Below are 18,462 nucleotides of genomic sequence, written 5' to 3'. Positions count from 1 at the left end.
CTCTTTATTTGTTTCTAAGGGACAGTGCCCAAGTTTGAGCAGTAATTGCTAAGAAAACGGCGACTGCTTTGAGTATGAATTGCCAATCCGGTGAGAGAGTTAACCCAGTTGCCGCCGAGGTTACCACCGCCAAGATAATGGCACCAAAGAACATGCCAATGACAGAACCGAAGCCGCCAGCAATAGCAATACCGCCAAGTAGCGCAATAACCAAAGCGTCAAACTCCATTAGTAAACCACGATTAGAAAAGCCTGACTTAAACTCTGAGGAGAGCAGGATGCCAACAATGCCGGCCACTAGTGCACTAAATAGATACAAGTAAGTAATGTGTTTGGAATTATCGATACCTGACAGCTTTGCGGCTTCTGGGTTGGCGCCAATCCAATAGGTGATGCGGCCAAACACGGTTTTACGCTCAATAAAAATGGCGACAAAAAATAGAATGAGCATAAACAGCACTGGGAATTGCATTGAGGTGCCAAACACCTTCAAATTGCCTAGCAAGCCAAACTCCTCGGGCAAATTGGTGTTGCGTTGCGAGCCTTGAGTAATCACCTGAGCGATACCTCTCGCCACCATCATAGTTCCTAACGTGACGATGATTGATGGGATGCGAAACTTCACGACGAACAGAGCGTTTAGACCACCGATAGCCAGTGCACCCATTAAAGCGCCGACCACGGCTAACCAATAAGGTAAGCCTAAACCTGTGGACAGAGCAGAACCGCCACCTATGGCTTGAGCAAACCAAACCGACAGCACGCCTGAAAGCGCAACAATACCGCCAACGGATAGGTCAAAGTTGCCTGAAATCAACAAGAAAGAGACGCCAACACCAAGAGAAATTACTGCCCAGTTATTGGTAATCAGGTTAAGCATGTTTTGAACTTGGAAAAAGTTCGGGACAAACGCTGACGCAACAAGAAAGAGTCCGATAGCGACAAATACCACTAACAAGGTGATGTACATTTGGTCGCTCACCCTTCGATACTCGACTGGCGAGTGATTAGGCTTTACTGACGTGTTCATTATACTGCCTCCTCAAGGCCACCCGTAGCGGCATTTAAAATAAAGTTAGTGTCGACGTTCGGTCCATTCTTGATTTCAGACACCAGTGAACCGTCATAAAGTAAGAAGATTCGGTCACAAACACCCAAGATCTCTTCGAGTTCTGTAGAAAACACCGCGACTGAGTTGCCTTCGTTGGCGAGGCTTTTCACCAAGTCATAGATCTCTTTTTTCGCTCCCACATCGACGCCGCGAGTGGGTTCATCGAGTAGAAGAAGTTTTGCCTGTGAGAACAGACATTTAGCGATAACCACTTTTTGCTGATTACCACCGGAGAGTTTCTCTGTGTGCTTTTCTATTGAGCTGGTGGCAATAGAGAGCTTATCGACGTAATCGATCGCCGCATTCAACTCATCATTTTCTCTGAATACCCCGAAGTCAGACATTCTTGGTAGATTCATCACTGGGATATTTTCTCGAATGGTTAAATTGGTAAATAAGCCCTGAGTACGACGCTCTTCAGGAACGAGGGCAATACCTGCAGCAATGGCTTCACGTGGCGAATTACCCACATCTTTGCCATTAAGGCGAATTGTGCCAGAGACTTTGTCGGCACCGAAGATCGCACGTGCGATTTCTGTTTTTCCCGCGCCAACCAAACCATAAAACCCAACGATTTCGCCTTTTTTGATATCAAACGAGACATCTTTGAGGCGGTGGTTATTAAGGCGCTGCGCCGCCAGGAACACTTCATCGGTAATGGCGTCGCGCGGGGAATAATCGTGCATGATGCTGCGACCAATCATCATATCGATAAGCTCTGCGCGGCCATCGACTTCAGACATGGGTTTAGTTGCGATGTGTTTGCCATCGCGCATGACGGTGACGCGGTCGCCTAGGGTCAAAATCTCATCCAGTTTGTGAGAGATATAAATAACCGTCACGCTTTGTTCTTGTAGCCTACGAATAACGGTAAAAAGTCTTTCGACTTCTCTTTCCGACAACGCAGCTGTTGGCTCATCCATAATGATGACGTTCGCGCCAGATGATGCGGCACGGGCAATTTCAATAATCTGCTTTTGAGCGACACCTAAGGTCGAGACGCGAGCATATGGGTCGATAGACGGCTCGATGGTCGCTAAGGTCTCGATTACGCGATCCTCTAGATCTGATTTAATTAAAAAGCCAAATCGGCTCTGTTCCATACCCAGCGTTAAGTTTTCAAGTACAGTCAATTCATCAACGACGTGTAGCTCTTGGAATAAAGTGGCGATGCCCGATTCACGTGCTGACTGAGTGCCAGTAGGTCGGTAATCCTTACCGTTCACTTTCATAGCGCCTTGAGTAGGCTGAATAGCACCGGTGATCATTTTTACCAATGTGGATTTTCCTGCGCCGTTCTCGCCAATCAAGCAGTGAACGGTACTTCGTTCAATTGCAAAGCTCACATCGTTAACTGCCCGAACACCGGGGTAGTCTTTAATCAGCCCTTCAATTGATAATACAGGTGTTGAATTGTGACTATTCAAGATGATCTCTCCTTCAGTGGTTGCACCTTCGATACTGCTAGGCCACAGATGACATGACAGATGAAGCGAGTTTTTCCTTAACACTGAAATGTTGAATAAATGAGTAACATATAAGGTCGGCGGTCTAGCCGCCGACCTTAAGCCTAGGTTAGTTGCTGAACTGAGCGTCTAGCCATTGCTCTGCATCAGGTTTTGGCATTGACCAGTAAGAGATGGTGTAAGCCTTGTAGAAGAACTCTTCTGCTTGATCTTTTGTCGGTGCGACTTTCTTATTGATCACGTCCATAACCAAGTCGATACGACCACGCGCTGTCTCAATTGGTGGAAGACCCATAGAGACTTTTAGGCTTGATTCAGGGTCATAAATTTGACCAAATTCGACCGAGTCAAAGTCAACACTGGCGACGATCTCTGTCACCGGTTTGCCATCTTTGAACTTGCCGCGACCTAGCTGGTTAAGACCTGCCATTGTGCCAACGGTTAAGTTAGAGGCTTCGGAATAAATTAAGTTAACTTCTGGCTGTTGAGTAAGAAGGTCAACGATGATCTGTTTCGCAGCTTCTTGGCCGCCGCTAGCATCAAGAGCGCCTAGGTTTTTCGCTGTTGGATCAACCGAAAGCACACCTTCTGCAAATGGGTTAGTTCGACCAGAACTTACCTCGGTATGGTTTGGCCAACCGAGTTGAACCATGACGATTGGCTTGTCAGGATTCGCTTCCTTCCATGCTTTTGCCATTTGTGCGCCCATATCGAAAGAAACGGTCGCTTCATCACTTCGAGCCGTTGGAATGCCGGTATCAGTGATTGGGCTAAAGAAAGACGTCATAGCGATGTTCTCTTCTAATGCTTCTTCAACACCTGGTGTCGCTGCTTCGCCATCCCATATATGAAGTGAGGCACCATCAAATGCACCTGCTGCTACTTGGTCAACGTTTTGCGTCATTACCGCTGAATCGGCTTTACCATCGAAGATAACCACTTCAGCACCGTACTTCTCTTTTGCGTAGCGCTTTGCTTCCGTCGCTTGAGATTGGTGGAATACATTAGACAAATCAGAAACGAAAAACGCGATTCGTTCGTTTGCATGTGTTGTGGCAGCTAGGCTTGAAGCGACAATAATACTCGTAGCGATAAGTCCTTTATTAAATATCTTTTTCAAAGTCACTGACTTCATAATTTTCTCCATTTTTATTTGCTATTCACTCGTCGTCTTTGGAGCAACATCTGCTTCGCCTCTATAAAACAGCTTGGTTCTTATTAAGCCAAAAGCAGCACAACACGTTGTTCTCGATGATGTGAATTATCTTTCAGACAGGTGAAATATATTTCACGTGTTAAAAGGTAGTGAACAAAATGTAGCCGGTCAATGCTATATCGATACAATACGTATCACTTTGGTCATTATTTGTGATCTAACGCACTTAAATGGTCAAAACGATACGATTTGTATCATTTTAACTTGTAAAAGTCTTTTTCTATGATTACTTTTTACTCAGATGAAATAAATTTCACACCTTGTTAACCAAGATTGCCAAGATAAAAAGCTATTAAGTGTTAACGAAATGTGAAGCCTATATAAAGGCAGAAAGCAGTAATAAAGGTAGAGATATGACGATGAACGAACGTGACGACATATTGAGACAGACAGCAAAGATCTTAACGTTGCGATATATGGAAAATCGGAGCCAGTCGGATATTGCTAAGCAGCTTGGGTTGTCCACAGCGAAAGTGAATCGTGTCATTAAGCAAGCGCATGATGATGGTCTAGTTGAGATTACCTTAAAGCTTCCACAAGAAAGAACGCATACATTAGAACAACGCTTGTTGGAAAAGTTTGGCTTGAAAACTGCGGTGATTCAGCCAAGTCTCAGCCAGGATGACGAGGTCGTTACTCGCCAAGTGGCACAAGCAGCAGGTGAACTACTTATAGAAACCATCAAGCCAGATAGCATTATTTGCATCAGTGCGGGTAAAACCATGGCGCAGATTGTTGAGCAGCTAAAACCCATGCACTTTCCGAATGTGAGAGTGGTTCCGGCTACAGGGGGTATCCAGGGGCACCACTTCACAGACGTGAACTACCTAGCAAGCAAATTGGCAGAAAAGCTGGGTGGAACAAGTACCCAACTGCACGCGCCGCTTTTTGTAGATACCGACGAACAGCGCAACATCTTGATGGAGATGCGTAGCATTAAAGACGTTCTCGACTTGGCTCGAAACGCAGATATTGCCTTGGTGGGTATTGGTTCCGTCGCCAGTGAAAGTGACAGCTACTATGACCTGCGCTCGTTAAGTGGCCATGAAACTGAAACGCTGATCAGCGCCCAATGTAAAGGGGAAGTACTGGCCCATCTTTATGATGCACAAGGCGATAAATGCGCAGAACACATCAACCAAAAACTTATCGGCCTCAATCTTCAAGAACTCGATAGCATCGAACACAGTTTCGGTGTAGCCGCAACTCGCTCTAAAGTGTCTGCCATGTTAGCGGCATTGAGAGGCGGATTGATCAACGGGTTAGTCTCGGACGAAGACACCGTCGCCAGCGTATTAGAACAAGCAGAATAGGGAATCAACATGCAAACTAGAGAAATTGGAAATTCAGGAATTGAAGCATCAGTCATCGGTCTTGGCACGTGGGCAATGGGTGGTTGGATGTGGGGTGGAACAGATGAGAAAGCCTCCATTGATGCCATTCATGCTTCTTTAGATCACGGCGTGTCTTTAATTGATACCGCTCCAGCGTATGGACTTGGTGTGTCTGAAGAAATAGTGGGTAAGGCAATCAAAGGACGCCGCGACAAGGTAGTACTGGCAACTAAATGTGGTTTGGTTTGGCATACGAATAAAGGTAATCACTTTTTTGATGAGAATGGCAAGCCAGTGCATCGTTATCTTGGTGCTGATGCTATCCAACATGAAGTGGATCAAAGCCTAAAACGTCTGCAAACGGATTATCTCGATCTCTACATTACCCACTGGCAAGACCCAACCACGCCGATTGCTGAAACCATGGAAGCATTATTGGCGCTAAAGAAAGCCGGTAAGATCCGCGCCATCGGGATCAGCAACGCTAATCAAGCGGAGTTGGAACAGTATCAACAAGCAGGCGTTGTGGACGCGGTGCAGGAGAAATATAACCTCATCGAGCGTCAGTTAGAACAAACTTTGTTGCCATCAACCATCAAAACTAATGTCGCGTGTCTTAGTTACTCATCACTTGCTATGGGGCTGCTGAGCGGAAAAATCACCCCTGAACGTGTTTTCACTGGCGATGACCAGCGCATCACTGATCCTATGTTTACTATCGAAAACCGCCGTTGGGTACAAAAGTTCTGTCAGTCCATTGAGCCGATTGCTCGCCAGAAAAATGTAAGTGTTGCACAGCTAGTGATTGCCGCAACACTGCAACAGCCAGGCATCACTTATGCTCTCTGTGGTGCACGAAATGCAGCTCAAGCAATAGAAAATGCCGCAGCAGGAAGTGTGGTGCTATCTCAGGAAGAGGTGAAGTTTATTGATGCAAAATCCCATGAGTTTTTTGGCGAGTTGGAATTGGCGTAGCGACGCATCGTAAGGAAAGCGGAAAACAGTGGCAGGGAGCAACAATGAATAACAACTCAACCGCCTTTAGGCGATTAAAAGAGAATAGTAACTTTGACGTCGTGGTCATTGGCGGAGGAATCAATGGTATTAGCGTTTTTCGAGAACTGGCATTGCAAGGTGTGAAGGTCTTGTTAGTCGAGAAAGATGACTTTTGTTCTAAGGCCAGTGCTGCGCCATCTCGCATGATACATGGCGGACTTCGCTATCTAGAAAATGGTGAGTTTCAATTAGTGAAAGAAGCACTCTATGAGCGAAATCGCCTACTTGATAACGCGCCTCATTTTGTTGCTCCTTTAGAAACCACCATTCCTATTTTCTCTACTTGGTCGGGTATGTTTGACGGCCTGTTTAAGTTCTTAGGATTGAAAGACAAGCCTTCACAGCGTGGCTCTGTGGTCATCAAAATTGGGCTGAGTCTTTACGATTGGTTCACCAAGCGTGATCAATTGATGCCAAATCACCAGATGCACTCATCTCGCTCAACCCAAAAACGCTGGCCGATGATGGGGGGTGACGTAAAGAGCAGTGCCACATACTTTGATGCGTGGATTAGCTCACCCGAGCGCCTCGCCTTGGAATTGATTCAAGAAGGGGTAGAAGCGGGTGGCGTTGCACTCAATTACACTATGGTCTCTGGGTTAGAGCAGGGGCAGTTGACGATTTCTAATCACGACGCTGCGGAGTCTATTCAAGTTAAAACGCACCATGTGGTCAACGCGACAGGTGCTTGGGTCGACACGACCAATGGATTACTGACTGCACCTAGCCAGTATATGCAGGGGACGAAAGGGTCGCATATTATCGTCGATAACGCAGATCTGCTGGCTGAACTCGATGGCAATATGCTGTTTTATGAAAACAGCGAAGGACGAGTTTGTATCTTGTTCCCGTATTTCGGAAAAGTATTGATCGGCTCGACGGATATCCCCGTGAGCGACCCTGAATCGGTGCGTTGTACTGACGAAGAAATTGATTACATTATCGAATCACTTAGAGGCGTGCTACCAAACCTGGATATCAGTCGTGAGCAGATCGTCTATCAGTTCTGTGGTGTGAGACCACTTCCGTCAGTCAATACCTCGACCACAGGGCAAATCCCCCGCAGTCATTCATTGAAACAAGACAAGATTGGCGACACTCTTATCTATTCGCTTATCGGAGGCAAGTGGACAACGTTCCGTGCCTTTGGTGAGGAAGTGGCAGATGAACTTTTAGCATCATTAGGTAAAACGCGAGTTTGCGATACCAAACAAAGAGCAATAGGTGGTGGTAAGGGTTACCCTGTCACTGATTCATCAAAAGCGACTTACTTAGCCTCATTAAGTGAGCGTCATCCGCAATATTCACAACGCCAAATGGAAACTTGGTTTCAGCGCTACGGCACGGCCTGTGAATCACTGCTTGGTGCACTTCAAGGAACACAAGATAAAGCGCTGTCGTCACTCGATGACTACACCCAAGGCGAGCTCAAGTTCATTCTGGAACGTGAGTATGTATCGACAACGTTGGATGTGCTGCTTCGCCGTACCTCGATAGCGATTGAAGGCAAGTTAACTGAGGAAAGCTTCGAGGAGATTTCCAATTTGGTCGCTGACCACTTTTCTTGGAGTCAAAGCGAACGCGATAAAGATAGAGCTCAATCGAAGCAAGTGTTGCTGGATTTCCATGGCGTTGAATTGGACGCCTTACCAAAAGTTTCAAAACCCACATTACAACCTACCGTTACGGAAAATGAACAACTACTAGATGGAGAAGAGTATGTATTTAACCAGTAAAGTCAGGATGAATCGCCTATTTAAGCAAGGGCGTTGTTTGGATGTGGCTATCGACCACGGCGTGTGCAACGAGCCTTCATTTTTAGATGGGCTAGAAAACATGTCTTCAGTGGTAAAACAACTAGTGGATGCTAAGCCAGATGCGATTCAGATGAATGCGGGTCAAGCTGACTTACTGCAAACTGTCGATGGCAAAGACAAACCTGCACTGGTCATGCGAATCGATTTGGGTAACCCATATAACGCAGAGCGTCACCGCCACATGTGGGCACTACTACAAAATGCGGAGCAGCCTCTTATTCAAGCCCTTCAAATGGATGCGGCATGCGTTGTAGTGAACCTATTCATGCTGCCTGATGAACCTGACTTGTTTAAGCAATGTGTTGCCAACATAAGTAAGGTCAAAGCTGAGTGTGAGAAATACGGTATGCCACTGATGATCGAACCCTTGGTGATGCAGCCTAACAGCCAAGGACAGGCTTATATGGTCGATGGTGACTGCGAAAAGATTGTCACCTTGGTGCGTATGGCACGTGAGCTAGGTGCTGACATTATTAAGGCCGATCCAACCAGCCAAGCAGAAGACTTCCATAAAGTGGTTGAGGCGGCAAGGTGCCCGGTATTGGTTCGTGGCGGTGGACGTGAAGATATTGAATCTGTGTTTAGCAAAGCGCGAGCACTGCTCGATCAGGGTGCGCTTGGCATGGTGTATGGGCGCAATATTTATCAACACCCAAATCCAAGCCGCGTTGTCGATGCTTTAATGGCTATGATTCACAATGGTGCGTCTACCTCAGAAGCAATGAACATCTACATTGGCGATAAATAGCAGATACAGAACTAAAGCAAGGAGGGGATATGAAGTCATATGCGATAGGAATTGATTGTGGTAACACGGCGATCAAAGCGGCATTGTTCGATGAGCATGGCTGCGAGATAGGTGCTGTAGCCAATAATTATCCGACTCATATCCCTCAACCAGACCACACCGAAGCGGACTTAAACCAATGTTGGTCGCTATGCGCAGAGGTGATCGCTAAGTTGATTGAGCAAACCGGTGTGGACAGCAGTCAAATTATCGCGCTAGGAACCAGCGGTCATGGGAATGGACTGTATCTGCTTGATACTGAACTAAAGCCATTACTTGGTATTAAGTCTCTGGATAATCGTGCTGCCAGCGAAGTCACCTTGCTACAGGCATCTAAGGGATTCACAGACCTCAAAAAGCGTAATCGACAAGGCGTGTGGTCATCTCAAACAGCAGTGTTACTTACGTGGCTACAGAAGCACCAGCCAGAAACGTTTCAAAAAACCGGTCAGGTGCTGTTTTGCAAAGACTATGTGAACTACTGCCTTACAGGGCAGTGCGCGACAGAATGGGGAGATATCACTGCATCGGGTTTGTTCGATTTTGAAACCGACTCAGTGTCTCTTGAGCTTCTAAATCACTACCAGTTGGCAGACATTAGCACCAAGTTGCCGCCGATTTATGAAAGTAATCAAGTGATAGGAACAGTCACTGAAGATGCTGCACGTATAACAAAGCTTAAAGCGGGGACGCCTGTCATTGCGGGTCTGTTCGATGTAGTGGCATGCGCCTATGGTTCACAAGCCAGTGCGTTAGCTGATACCTCGGTCGTCGCTGGCACATGGAATATCAATCAGGTAGTGACTGATGAGCTGCCGCCTGAAGAGGTATTTATGGCGTGCAAATTTGCTGAGAATCGATACTTAGCCATAGAGTCCAGCACCTGCTCAGCATCCAATCTAGAGTGGCTGGTGGAGCGATTCTTCTCTGAGCGAAGAGAACGTGAAGCAAGCGTTGGCAATAATATTTTCGAACAGTTTAATCGTCAATTGGAAGATGTCGAATTAATGCCAACGTTACCCATGTTCCATCCGTACCTCTACGGATCGACCGGGCAAGATAGCCAATCGGCCAATCTGTTTGGTTTGAAGGGTTGGCATCAGGACATTCACGTGGTCTACGCCTTTTATGAGGGTATTGTATTTGCTCACCTTGAGCATATCCAAAGACTGCGATCGGCAGGGTATGACGTGGATCGAATTGCCATTAGCGGTGGCGCTTCTCGAAGTGAATATTGGTGTCAGTTGTTTGCAGACATATTGGGCGTCACGGTGACGTCGACAAATTGTAACGAGGTCGGGGCAAAAGGCGTGGCGCAACTGGCGATGAGTTCCGTTACTGAAAGTCAGACTGAGCGACTAAGCCCTCAGCCGCAGCCCGATAAGCGTTATGTGCCTAATACTAAGCGCTCGGAGTTCTTTGCGACTCGATATAGTAAGTACTGTCTTCTGAGAGATGCATTACGTTCATTGGGTTGATTGAACCTTGATTATCTCAAGCGACAGGTCTAGCTAGTTAGCGACTAACAAGGATTTGCCACAGCAAAGTTGTGGGGACTTGTTACGTCCTGAATAAATTAATTTAAATAATGATACGAAATGTATCGATATAAATTGTGAGGTGAATTATGAGTCAATCTATTGTTTTGCCAAAGCTTTTAGAGGTAGGCGAAGGCGCAACAGCGCGAGCGGGAGAGATAGCTATCCAACTGGGTTGTCGCCGAGTCATGATTGTATCTGACCCAGTGATGAAAACCTTAGGCCAGGTCGACCAGCTAAAGTCCTTCGTGAATCAAGCTGGTGTAGAGGCGGATGTTTTCACGGATACCGTTCCAGAACCAACAGAGGCGTCGATACTTCCAGCGGTAAATAAGGTGATTGATGGGCATTATGATGGCGTCATCGCGCTAGGCGGTGGCAGTGTGATTGATAGTGCTAAAGCGATTGCTTTGCTTGCGGAGCACCAAGGTCGAATTAGAGATTACAGTGTACCTAATATCGTGACTTCGCCAATTATGCCGTTGATTGCGATTCCAACGACGGCGGGAACGGGCTCGGAGGTCACCAAAGTGACCATTATTACCGACGAAACCAACGACGAAAAGCTGCTTTGTATGGGACCAGGTCTTATTCCATCAGCCGCCATCATTGATTTTACTTTAACAATGACGGCTCCGGAGCGTATCACAGCGGATACCGGAATTGATGCGTTAACTCACGCCATTGAAGCCTATGTTAGTGGAAAGTCGGGTCTGTTTACTGATCAGCAAGCGCTATTGGCGATGAAACTTATCGCGCCAAATCTGCGTGAAGCCGTCAATAATCCCGACAATAAAGATGCCAAAGAGCAAATGATGCTCGGCGCGACGCTCGCAGGCATTGCGTTTTCTAACGCATCTGTTGCCTTGGTACATGGCATGAGCCGCCCAATTGGCGCGCACTTTCATGTGCCTCACGGTATGAGCAACGCCATGTTATTGCCGACGATAACGGAATATTCGATTCCTGCGGCTAAAACTCGTTATGCCGAGTGCGCAAGAGCAATGGGAGTGGTTGATGCGAGTACCAATGATGACGATGCAGTCGCTGCGCTACTGCTGGAACTTAAGCAGATCAATCAGGATTTAAGCGTGCCTTCCATGAGCGATTTTGGCATTGATAAACAGGCGTTTTGGTCAAATCTCGACATCATGTCTGAGCAAGCTCTGGCTTCTGGATCGCCTAACAACAATCCTCGAATTCCGAACAAAGAAGAAGTGATCGAGCTGTATAAAGCCGCTTGGTAGCGCCTGAATTTCCTCAATTAAGCCTCAGAATACTAAACAAGGATGAAAACATGATCAGTAGTTTTATTAATAATCAATATGTTGAAAGTCAGTCGGAACGACATTTGCCTGTCTATGACCCTGCTACAGGTGAAGTGCAGAACCAAGTTGGACTGTGCTCAAAACAGGAAGTAGAGCAGGCAATTACCATTGCACAGGCAGCGTTTGACTCTTGGGCTAAAACCACACCGCTTAATCGCGCCAGAGTGATGTTCAAGTTCAAAACTCTGTTAGAACAGAATCGTGATGAACTGGCGAATATCATCAGCCGTGAACATGGCAAGGTGTTTAGTGATGCATTAGGTGAGATAACTCGAGGGCTAGAGGTGGTCGAGTTTGCCTGCGGCATCCCACACCTGCAAAAAGGAGAGCATAGTCTAAATGTTGGGACTGGTGTCGATTCGCACTCACAAATGATGCCACTTGGTGTGGTGGCCGGGATTTCACCATTTAACTTCCCAGTGATGGTTCCTATGTGGATGTTTCCCATTGCCATCGCAACGGGCAACACCTTTATCTTAAAACCGTCAGAGAAAAATCCCTCTGCACCTCTGTTTATTGCTGACCTTCTGAAACAAGCGGGATTACCTGATGGTGTGTTTAATGTGGTTCAAGGGGATAAAGAAGCGGTAGATACGTTACTGCAAGACCCAAGAATTCAAGCTGTTAGCTTTGTCGGTTCAACGCCGATTGCGGAATACATCTATTCTGAGGGCGCAAAATACGGCAAGCGCGTTCAAGCCCTTGGTGGTGCGAAAAACCATATGGTGGTCATGCCGGATGCCGATATTGACGGTGCAGTGAATGCGTTGATGGGTGCAGCTTATGGTGCAGCTGGAGAGCGCTGCATGGCGATTTCGGTTGCCGTCGCTGTGGGTGATGAGACGGGCGATGCATTGGCTCGTCACCTTCAAGATAAGTTAGCCACGTTAAAAGTAGGACCCGGTTACGGTCAAGCGATTGAAAACGATATGGGACCTTTGATTACCAAAGAGCATAAGCAAAAAGTTTGCGGATACATTCAAAAGGGTCAGGAAGAGGGCGCGGCTTTACTTGTTGATGGTCGAGATCTAGAACTGGCTAAGTCCTGCGATGGCTTTTTCGTTGGTGGTACCTTGTTTGACCATGTGACCACCGACATGACTGTGTATCAAGAAGAAATATTCGGTCCAGTGCTTTGCATTGTTCGAGTCAAAACCTATCAAGAAGCTCTGCAAATTATAAACGACCATGAATATGGCAACGGCACGGCTATCTTTACTGCAGACGGTGATACCGCAAGAGATTTCTCCGCCAATGTTCAGATCGGTATGGTCGGAGTAAATGTGCCTATTCCAGTGCCAATGGCATTCCACAGTTTTGGCGGTTGGAAGCGTTCACTGTTTGGCCCTTTGCATATGCACGGTCCTGACGGCGTTCGATTCTTTACTCGAATGAAAACCATCACTACACGTTGGCCCGAATCGGATGTGAAAGTCGGTTCAAAGGACAGCACACAGACTCAAGCCGAATTCGTCATGCCAACTATGAAATAACGCATTGACGTGAGGAGGTGTGCGGTAGGTTTGCTTAAATTTGGGCAGCGAGTCAACAAGATAAACTGTCTATTTTTTGGATTGATTGGGTAGGCGAGCCTGTCCTCTTCATGTTTTTTAAGTGCTCACTTTTCTATGAGAAGTGAGCTTTGTTTAGTGACCATAAAAAACAAGGAGAAGGCGATGAAAGTCAATCGCTTGATAAAGTCTCTTGAGACTTGGCGTCGCCCTGTTGTGAGCAGTGTATTAGCGGGACTATGCAGTACCTCGTTTATTGCCGCAGCAAATGCTGCACAAGGCCCTGGATTGGGTAACCTTACCTACGGATCATCAGAGGCGTTTACTCATGTATCGAGTCCACTCGTTGACGATACCACTAATTTTCTTCCCCCCGACTATCCCGGCAGAAAACACTATGGCGTAAACGTCATGACGATGCTCAACGGCTATATGGTTGGCGTCTTTGCCCCTGATAGTGGCGGTGGGCCGGGAGGTTGGATCGCACTGGATGTCTCTAACCCCAAAGCCATGCAACTCGTTAAAACAGTATATGAACCGGATCTTGCCAATCTAAACCGTACTGGTGATGGGTTAAGAACAGCGGAGTTCAGAGAGCCGCACTCGTTTGGCTTGGGGGAGAATAACACCATTGCCATCCAAACGGGAAAGGGGATAGAAATCTGGGATTGGTCGGATGTCACTAATCCTGTGCGCTTGTCGAAATTGGCGATCTCTGGCGTGAACTTCGGTGATTACAACAACGTCTCTTGGCAGCTTTTTTGGCAAGCTCCTTATCTTTATATTGCTCGTGGCAATGCAGGATTAACCATTGTTGATACCAGCGACATGAGTAACCCAACACTAGTGAAAACGGTTCCGAACTCGGAACTGGGCGGATTCAACATAGGACCACTCTTTGCGCTGGGTAACCGAATGTTCATTTCCAGCATGGAAGGGACGGCAGGTTTTTCCATGCTCAACATAGATGATCCGGTTAACCCAACCTTAGTTAAGACGGTTAATCGCCTACCAGAGAAGTACTATGCTTCCTGTTGGGATGGCAAATATGCGTATTTCGGAGCGCGAAGCACCAATGACTATTTGCGTGTCTATGACACGACTACTAACCCGATGACGTTAGTTAATGAAAAACTGACCGGATTCGAGAATCTTTATTGTAACGTTCAAGACAACAAGTTGTTTCTGGGTAACCAAGACGATATTGCGGTGTTAGATGTCAGTGATATCAACAATATACGTGAACTTGGGCACAGCTCATTGAATGCCACAAGCAGCAACACTGACCATGGTCAGGTGTTCCCATTTGGTAACCTAGTTTGGGTTGGAAACGACCATGGTTCTGGCAGTGGTTTGATTGCACATCAAAGTATGCCGGACAATGTTCCTCCTTATATATCCGCCGCTAACCCAGCGATCGACGCGACACTGCAACCTTTATCGACCCGTATTGGTGTGGCGTTATCAGATAGCGTGTTGATGGAATCGGTCAATAGTAGCTCGTTTACTGTCACCAAAATCGGTAGTTCAACCCCGCTTCAAGGGGAGTACAGCACCAACCTCGGATTCATCCACTTTACTCCATCCCAAGCACTAGAAGCGGACAGTATTTACGAAGTCGTACTGGAAGGTATAGAGGACTTTGCTGGCAACCCAATGGCTCGTACTGAATATCGCTTTGCGACGGGATCACAAGTCGGCCACGATGTGAGCTTGTCAGCCAATGATAAAGTGACACTAGGTAGTAGTGTTAATGTGTCTGCTTCTACGACCCCTTTGTTAGGGGGCAGTCTGGAGTATTCTTGGAACTTTGGCGATGGTAGTGGTTCGACACCGTTTTCGACCAGCGGAAACGCGAATTATACCTACAATCAGCCTAACCATTGGTCTGCAGTGGTGACGATTAAAGAAACCACGGCTGATGGCGTGTTTGAGAGTAGTAAGTCGGTACCCATCACAGTATATCGTCAACCAACAACGGTCTCGCCAACGGCGTCATCAACCATAGTGGAAGCCAATGGTCAGGTTGTTGTGGTTAACGAAGACAACGATACCGTCAGTGCTATCGAAAACACAGCTCCGTACGGCAAATTATGGGAAGCTGCGGTGGGTGATCAGCCGAGAACTCTAGCGGTAGCGCCTAATGGCAATTTATGGGTAGTTAATCAGGCAGATGCTAGTATCACTGTGCTGACAAATACTGGCCAGTTTGTGGATACGATTGTGCTGCCAAGAGCGTCTCAGCCATACGGCATCGCTTTCTCCCCAGATAGCACTAACGCTTTTGTGTCGCTGCAGGCAAGTGGTAAGTTGCTCAAGATCGATCCAAGCACCAAAGCTATCGTGGCAACAGTGGATGTTGGTCATAGCGCAAGAGGCATTGCGGTTGACAGTTCATCATCACAGGTTCTGGTGACACGCTTTGTTTCGCCTCAAACTAACGCGGAAGTTGTCGCGGTTGATGCATCCAGTATGACCATCGACCAGAGTTATCTTATCGCTAAAGATACGACAACAATAGATGGCCCAGATAGAAGCCGAGGCATTGCTAACTACCTTGGTTCCGTCGCAATTTCGCCGGATGGATATAGTGCTTGGCTGCCATCTAATAAAGCAAACGTTGATCGTGGTCCCTATTTAGAAGGTGATGAAACCAAAACGCTGACGTTTGAAACGACGATTCGAGCTGTGGTTAACCGACTCGATCTCAATTCGAAAACAGTGATGGATAATGCCTTAGATATTGATGATCGTGCACAGCCCAAAGCGGCCGTATTCAGCGATATAGGCGACCTAATTTTTATTGCGGTAGAAGGTCAAAATAGCATTGAGATTCGCAATACCTACAACTTAAACAGAGCTGGGGAGATTTTTGATACTGGCTTAGCACCAAGAGGGCTCGTACTATCAGGGTCGACATTATTTGTTCACAACTTTATGTCAAGAACGGTGTCTGTGCATGACGTCAATGCGTTTTTGACCGATCGAGGTGACATTCCAACCTTGGCACAAGTCTCTGTGGTGGCGAATGAAACACTGCATCCACGAGTGCTACGCGGCAAACAGATCTTCTACAACGCAGCCGATGCGAGAATGACCCAAGATGGCTACATATCTTGTGCCAGCTGCCACGCAGATGGCGATAGCGACCATAGGGTGTGGGACTTTACGGACCGTGGTGAAGGGTTAAGAAACACTATCTCGTTATTGGGTAAGACAGGCACAGGCAATGGTCGAGTGCATTGGACCGCGAATTTTGACGAGATACAGGATTTCGAAAACGATATTCGCTACGCGTTCGGTGGTCGTGGGTTTATGGTAGACGCCTTATTTAGCCTGTCAGAAAACCCATTAGGAACATCGAAATCAGGTAAAAGTGAAGACTTAGATAACCTCGCGTTTTACGTCAGTAGCTTAAATCAATTCCCTAAAAGTCCACACCGAGATTCTTCTGGCGCGTTAACAGCTGAAGCCTTAACGGGGCAGGCGCTGTTCACCTCGAAAGGGTGTGACACTTGTCATGCGGGAGTGTATTACACCGACATGCAAAGGCACGATGTCGGTACCATTGATGCCTCTTCAGGGCAAGGCATCGGAGCTCCATTAGTAGGTACGGGTTTTGATACACCGAGTTTGATTGGTCTTTGGGGTAGCGCGCCATATTTCCATAACGGTCAAGCGGCAACGCTGGATGATGTGTTACAAATTGGCTCGCAACATAGCGTGGCGGATAACTCAGAACGTGCTGCATTGGTGGCTTATCTAGAACAGATTGAATACGAAGGCCCCGATATAGTGGTACCCGAACCACCGCAAGCAACAACCTATACCTACCTAAGTGATCTTTCGGAAACCAGCGCAACCAATGGGTGGGGACCGATTGAAAAAGACACCAGTGTTGGTGAAAACGCTGCGGGTGATGGTCAAACGATATCCATTGGTGGTAGTGAATTTACCAAAGGACTCGGTGTTCATGCTCATTCAGAGGTGACGTACAGCCTGACGGGTGGCACTTACGATCAGTTTACTGCTTTCATCGGTGTTGATGATGAGACGGGCAGTTCAGGTTCCGTCGTGTTCGAGGTTTGGTTGGATGGCGTGATGGCTTATCAAAGTAGCGTATTACGAGGAAGTGATGTTGCCGAGTACGTGCAAGTGAACATTCCAAGTAGCGCGCAGGAGCTCAAGCTAGTGGTGAGTGATGCGGGCGACGGAGTCGGTAGTGACCATGGTTCTTGGGGAGACGCTAAGCTTCGCACACCAAGTGAAGGGGGCGGTGCCGCTGTTCCTGGGCTGTTTTATGGCACCGTTTCGGGCAATATTAATGAAACCGATGCTAACCCGAAAACATCCATAACAACCTCATTAAGCGAAACGGAAGATGCGATTGCTGGTAATACGACCGAGGTGTTTACCGGTTATATCTACGATGCCGACGGTCAGATTTCTTTCAGTGAAAACAATGATGACAAAACGCGTTTATGGATTGATGGACAGTTGGTGCTAAGTAGTGACCTCTGGAGTGATCGGGTCTCGACTGGCAACTTAAACTTATCTCCTGGTTGGCATCAGTTTGAGTTGAGGCTAAGTAATGGCAATGGTGGCAGCGGACCTCATACTGGATTGGCTTTTGCCTATGACCCAGACGGTGGCAGCAATTGGATTCATCCAGCCGATAATGGTTCGGGTAATCTATTTATGACTGAGGATCCAGGAAGCTCGTCCACACCGCCAGCGAGCGTTTATCTTAGTGACTTACAGGAAGACAGCTCGACCAATGGCTGGGGCTCTATCGAAAAAGATATGAGTAATGGTGAGCGAGAAGCGCAAGATGGCACCACCATTTCAATAGGCGGGCAAACCTTCGCCAAAGGATTGGGGGTACATGCGAACTCAACGATCACTTATACCATCTCTGCAGGTCAATACAGTCGCTTTACTGCGAGTGTTGGTGTTGATGACGAAGTGGGTAACTCTGGCTCGGTAGTATTCCAAGTAGAACTAGATGGCGTGTTGTACTATCAAAGTGCGACGTTGACCGGTTCAGATAACGCAGAATCCGTTTCTGTTGATATTCCAGTAGACGCTACGACCATCACACTTAAGGCGAATGATGCCGGAAATGGCAATGGTTATGACCACGCGAGTTGGGGGGATGCGAAACTATTGCAAAACTAGCTTGAACAGGGCTTGCTCCGGCAAGCCCTTTTAATATCTGTCACTTAGGCTTTGTACACGGTTGCACTTAATCAGTAAAAGCAATAGGCTATTCAAAGCATATCGAATACCGTATCAAGG

General features: G+C 47.1%; 11 protein-coding genes. 8 read left to right on the top strand and 3 right to left on the bottom strand.

Going from position 1 to position 18,462, the window contains the following annotated elements; genetic code table 11:
• Positions 1-4: 4 nt before the first annotated feature.
• The 3 genes from L2W36_RS06165 to L2W36_RS06155 form a co-directional block, all read right to left on the bottom strand.
• Entirely contained in the window at positions 5-1,030 is a 1,026-nt protein-coding gene (locus L2W36_RS06165) for an ABC transporter permease (protein WP_236109587.1), read from the bottom strand.
• Complete coding sequence (locus tag L2W36_RS06160) at positions 1,030-2,538, bottom strand: sugar ABC transporter ATP-binding protein (RefSeq protein WP_062459278.1); 1,509 nt, start codon at positions 2,536-2,538, stop codon at positions 1,030-1,032. Before L2W36_RS06160 ends, L2W36_RS06165 begins: the two co-directional genes overlap by 1 nt.
• A gap of 148 nt (positions 2,539-2,686) precedes the next feature.
• On the bottom strand, positions 2,687-3,712 hold the full coding sequence (locus L2W36_RS06155; RefSeq protein ID WP_006070493.1) for a sugar ABC transporter substrate-binding protein: 1,026 nt from the start codon (positions 3,710-3,712) through the stop codon (positions 2,687-2,689).
• 434 nt (positions 3,713-4,146) lie between these two features.
• Between L2W36_RS06155 and L2W36_RS06150 the strand changes: the two genes are divergently transcribed.
• From L2W36_RS06150 to L2W36_RS06115, 8 genes are all read left to right on the top strand, one after another.
• Positions 4,147-5,106 carry a sugar-binding transcriptional regulator gene (locus tag L2W36_RS06150; protein ID WP_031493347.1) on the top strand — a complete coding sequence of 320 codons (960 nt, stop codon included), beginning with the start codon at positions 4,147-4,149 and terminating at the stop codon, positions 5,104-5,106.
• 9 nt (positions 5,107-5,115) lie between these two features.
• Entirely contained in the window at positions 5,116-6,102 is a 987-nt protein-coding gene (locus tag L2W36_RS06145; protein WP_236109586.1) for an aldo/keto reductase, read from the top strand.
• Between the two features lie 44 nt (positions 6,103-6,146).
• Entirely contained in the window at positions 6,147-7,919 is a 1,773-nt protein-coding gene (locus L2W36_RS06140; RefSeq protein WP_236109585.1) for a glycerol-3-phosphate dehydrogenase/oxidase, read from the top strand.
• Positions 7,903-8,748 carry a class I fructose-bisphosphate aldolase gene (locus L2W36_RS06135; RefSeq protein ID WP_038226596.1) on the top strand — a complete coding sequence of 282 codons (846 nt, stop codon included), beginning with the start codon at positions 7,903-7,905 and terminating at the stop codon, positions 8,746-8,748. The genes L2W36_RS06140 and L2W36_RS06135 overlap by 17 nt, the downstream gene beginning before the upstream one ends.
• A 29-nt stretch (positions 8,749-8,777) precedes the next feature.
• Entirely contained in the window at positions 8,778-10,265 is a 1,488-nt protein-coding gene (locus L2W36_RS06130) for an FGGY-family carbohydrate kinase (RefSeq protein ID WP_171389473.1), read from the top strand.
• A gap of 149 nt (positions 10,266-10,414) precedes the next feature.
• The gene (locus tag L2W36_RS06125; RefSeq protein WP_236109584.1) at positions 10,415-11,572 is read left to right on the top strand and encodes an iron-containing alcohol dehydrogenase; all 1,158 of its coding nucleotides are present in this window, start codon (positions 10,415-10,417) and stop codon (positions 11,570-11,572) included.
• A 50-nt stretch (positions 11,573-11,622) separates the two neighbouring features.
• A complete protein-coding gene (locus L2W36_RS06120) occupies positions 11,623-13,146 on the top strand; it encodes a CoA-acylating methylmalonate-semialdehyde dehydrogenase (RefSeq protein WP_031494138.1) in 1,524 nt (507 codons plus the stop codon).
• A gap of 183 nt (positions 13,147-13,329) precedes the next feature.
• Positions 13,330-18,342, top strand: a complete 5,013-nt coding sequence (locus L2W36_RS06115; RefSeq protein ID WP_236109583.1) for an NPCBM/NEW2 domain-containing protein — start codon at positions 13,330-13,332, stop codon at positions 18,340-18,342.
• The last annotated feature ends 120 nt before the right edge of the window (positions 18,343-18,462 follow it).

Origin of the sequence: Vibrio sp. McD22-P3, from assembly GCF_021568915.1 — a bacterium.
GTDB lineage: Bacteria > Pseudomonadota > Gammaproteobacteria > Enterobacterales > Vibrionaceae > Vibrio > Vibrio mediterranei.
This window is presented reverse-complemented; position numbering and strand designations above follow the sequence as displayed.

Bases quoted from the DNA above. Each gene is read 5' to 3' on its own strand.
- L2W36_RS06165 (WP_236109587.1), bottom strand. From the start codon at position 1,030: ATGAACACGTCAGTAAAGCCTAATCACTCGCCAGTCGAGTATCGAAGG.
- L2W36_RS06155 (WP_006070493.1), bottom strand. From the start codon at position 3,712: ATGAAGTCAGTGACTTTGAAAAAGATATTTAATAAAGGACTTATCGCT.
- L2W36_RS06150 (WP_031493347.1), top strand. From the start codon at position 4,147: ATGACGATGAACGAACGTGACGACATATTGAGACAGACAGCAAAGATC.
- L2W36_RS06145 (WP_236109586.1), top strand. From the start codon at position 5,116: ATGCAAACTAGAGAAATTGGAAATTCAGGAATTGAAGCATCAGTCATC.
- L2W36_RS06140 (WP_236109585.1), top strand. From the start codon at position 6,147: ATGAATAACAACTCAACCGCCTTTAGGCGATTAAAAGAGAATAGTAAC.
- L2W36_RS06135 (WP_038226596.1), top strand. From the start codon at position 7,903: ATGTATTTAACCAGTAAAGTCAGGATGAATCGCCTATTTAAGCAAGGG.
- L2W36_RS06130 (WP_171389473.1), top strand. From the start codon at position 8,778: ATGAAGTCATATGCGATAGGAATTGATTGTGGTAACACGGCGATCAAA.
- L2W36_RS06125 (WP_236109584.1), top strand. From the start codon at position 10,415: ATGAGTCAATCTATTGTTTTGCCAAAGCTTTTAGAGGTAGGCGAAGGC.
- L2W36_RS06120 (WP_031494138.1), top strand. From the start codon at position 11,623: ATGATCAGTAGTTTTATTAATAATCAATATGTTGAAAGTCAGTCGGAA.
- L2W36_RS06115 (WP_236109583.1), top strand. From the start codon at position 13,330: ATGAAAGTCAATCGCTTGATAAAGTCTCTTGAGACTTGGCGTCGCCCT.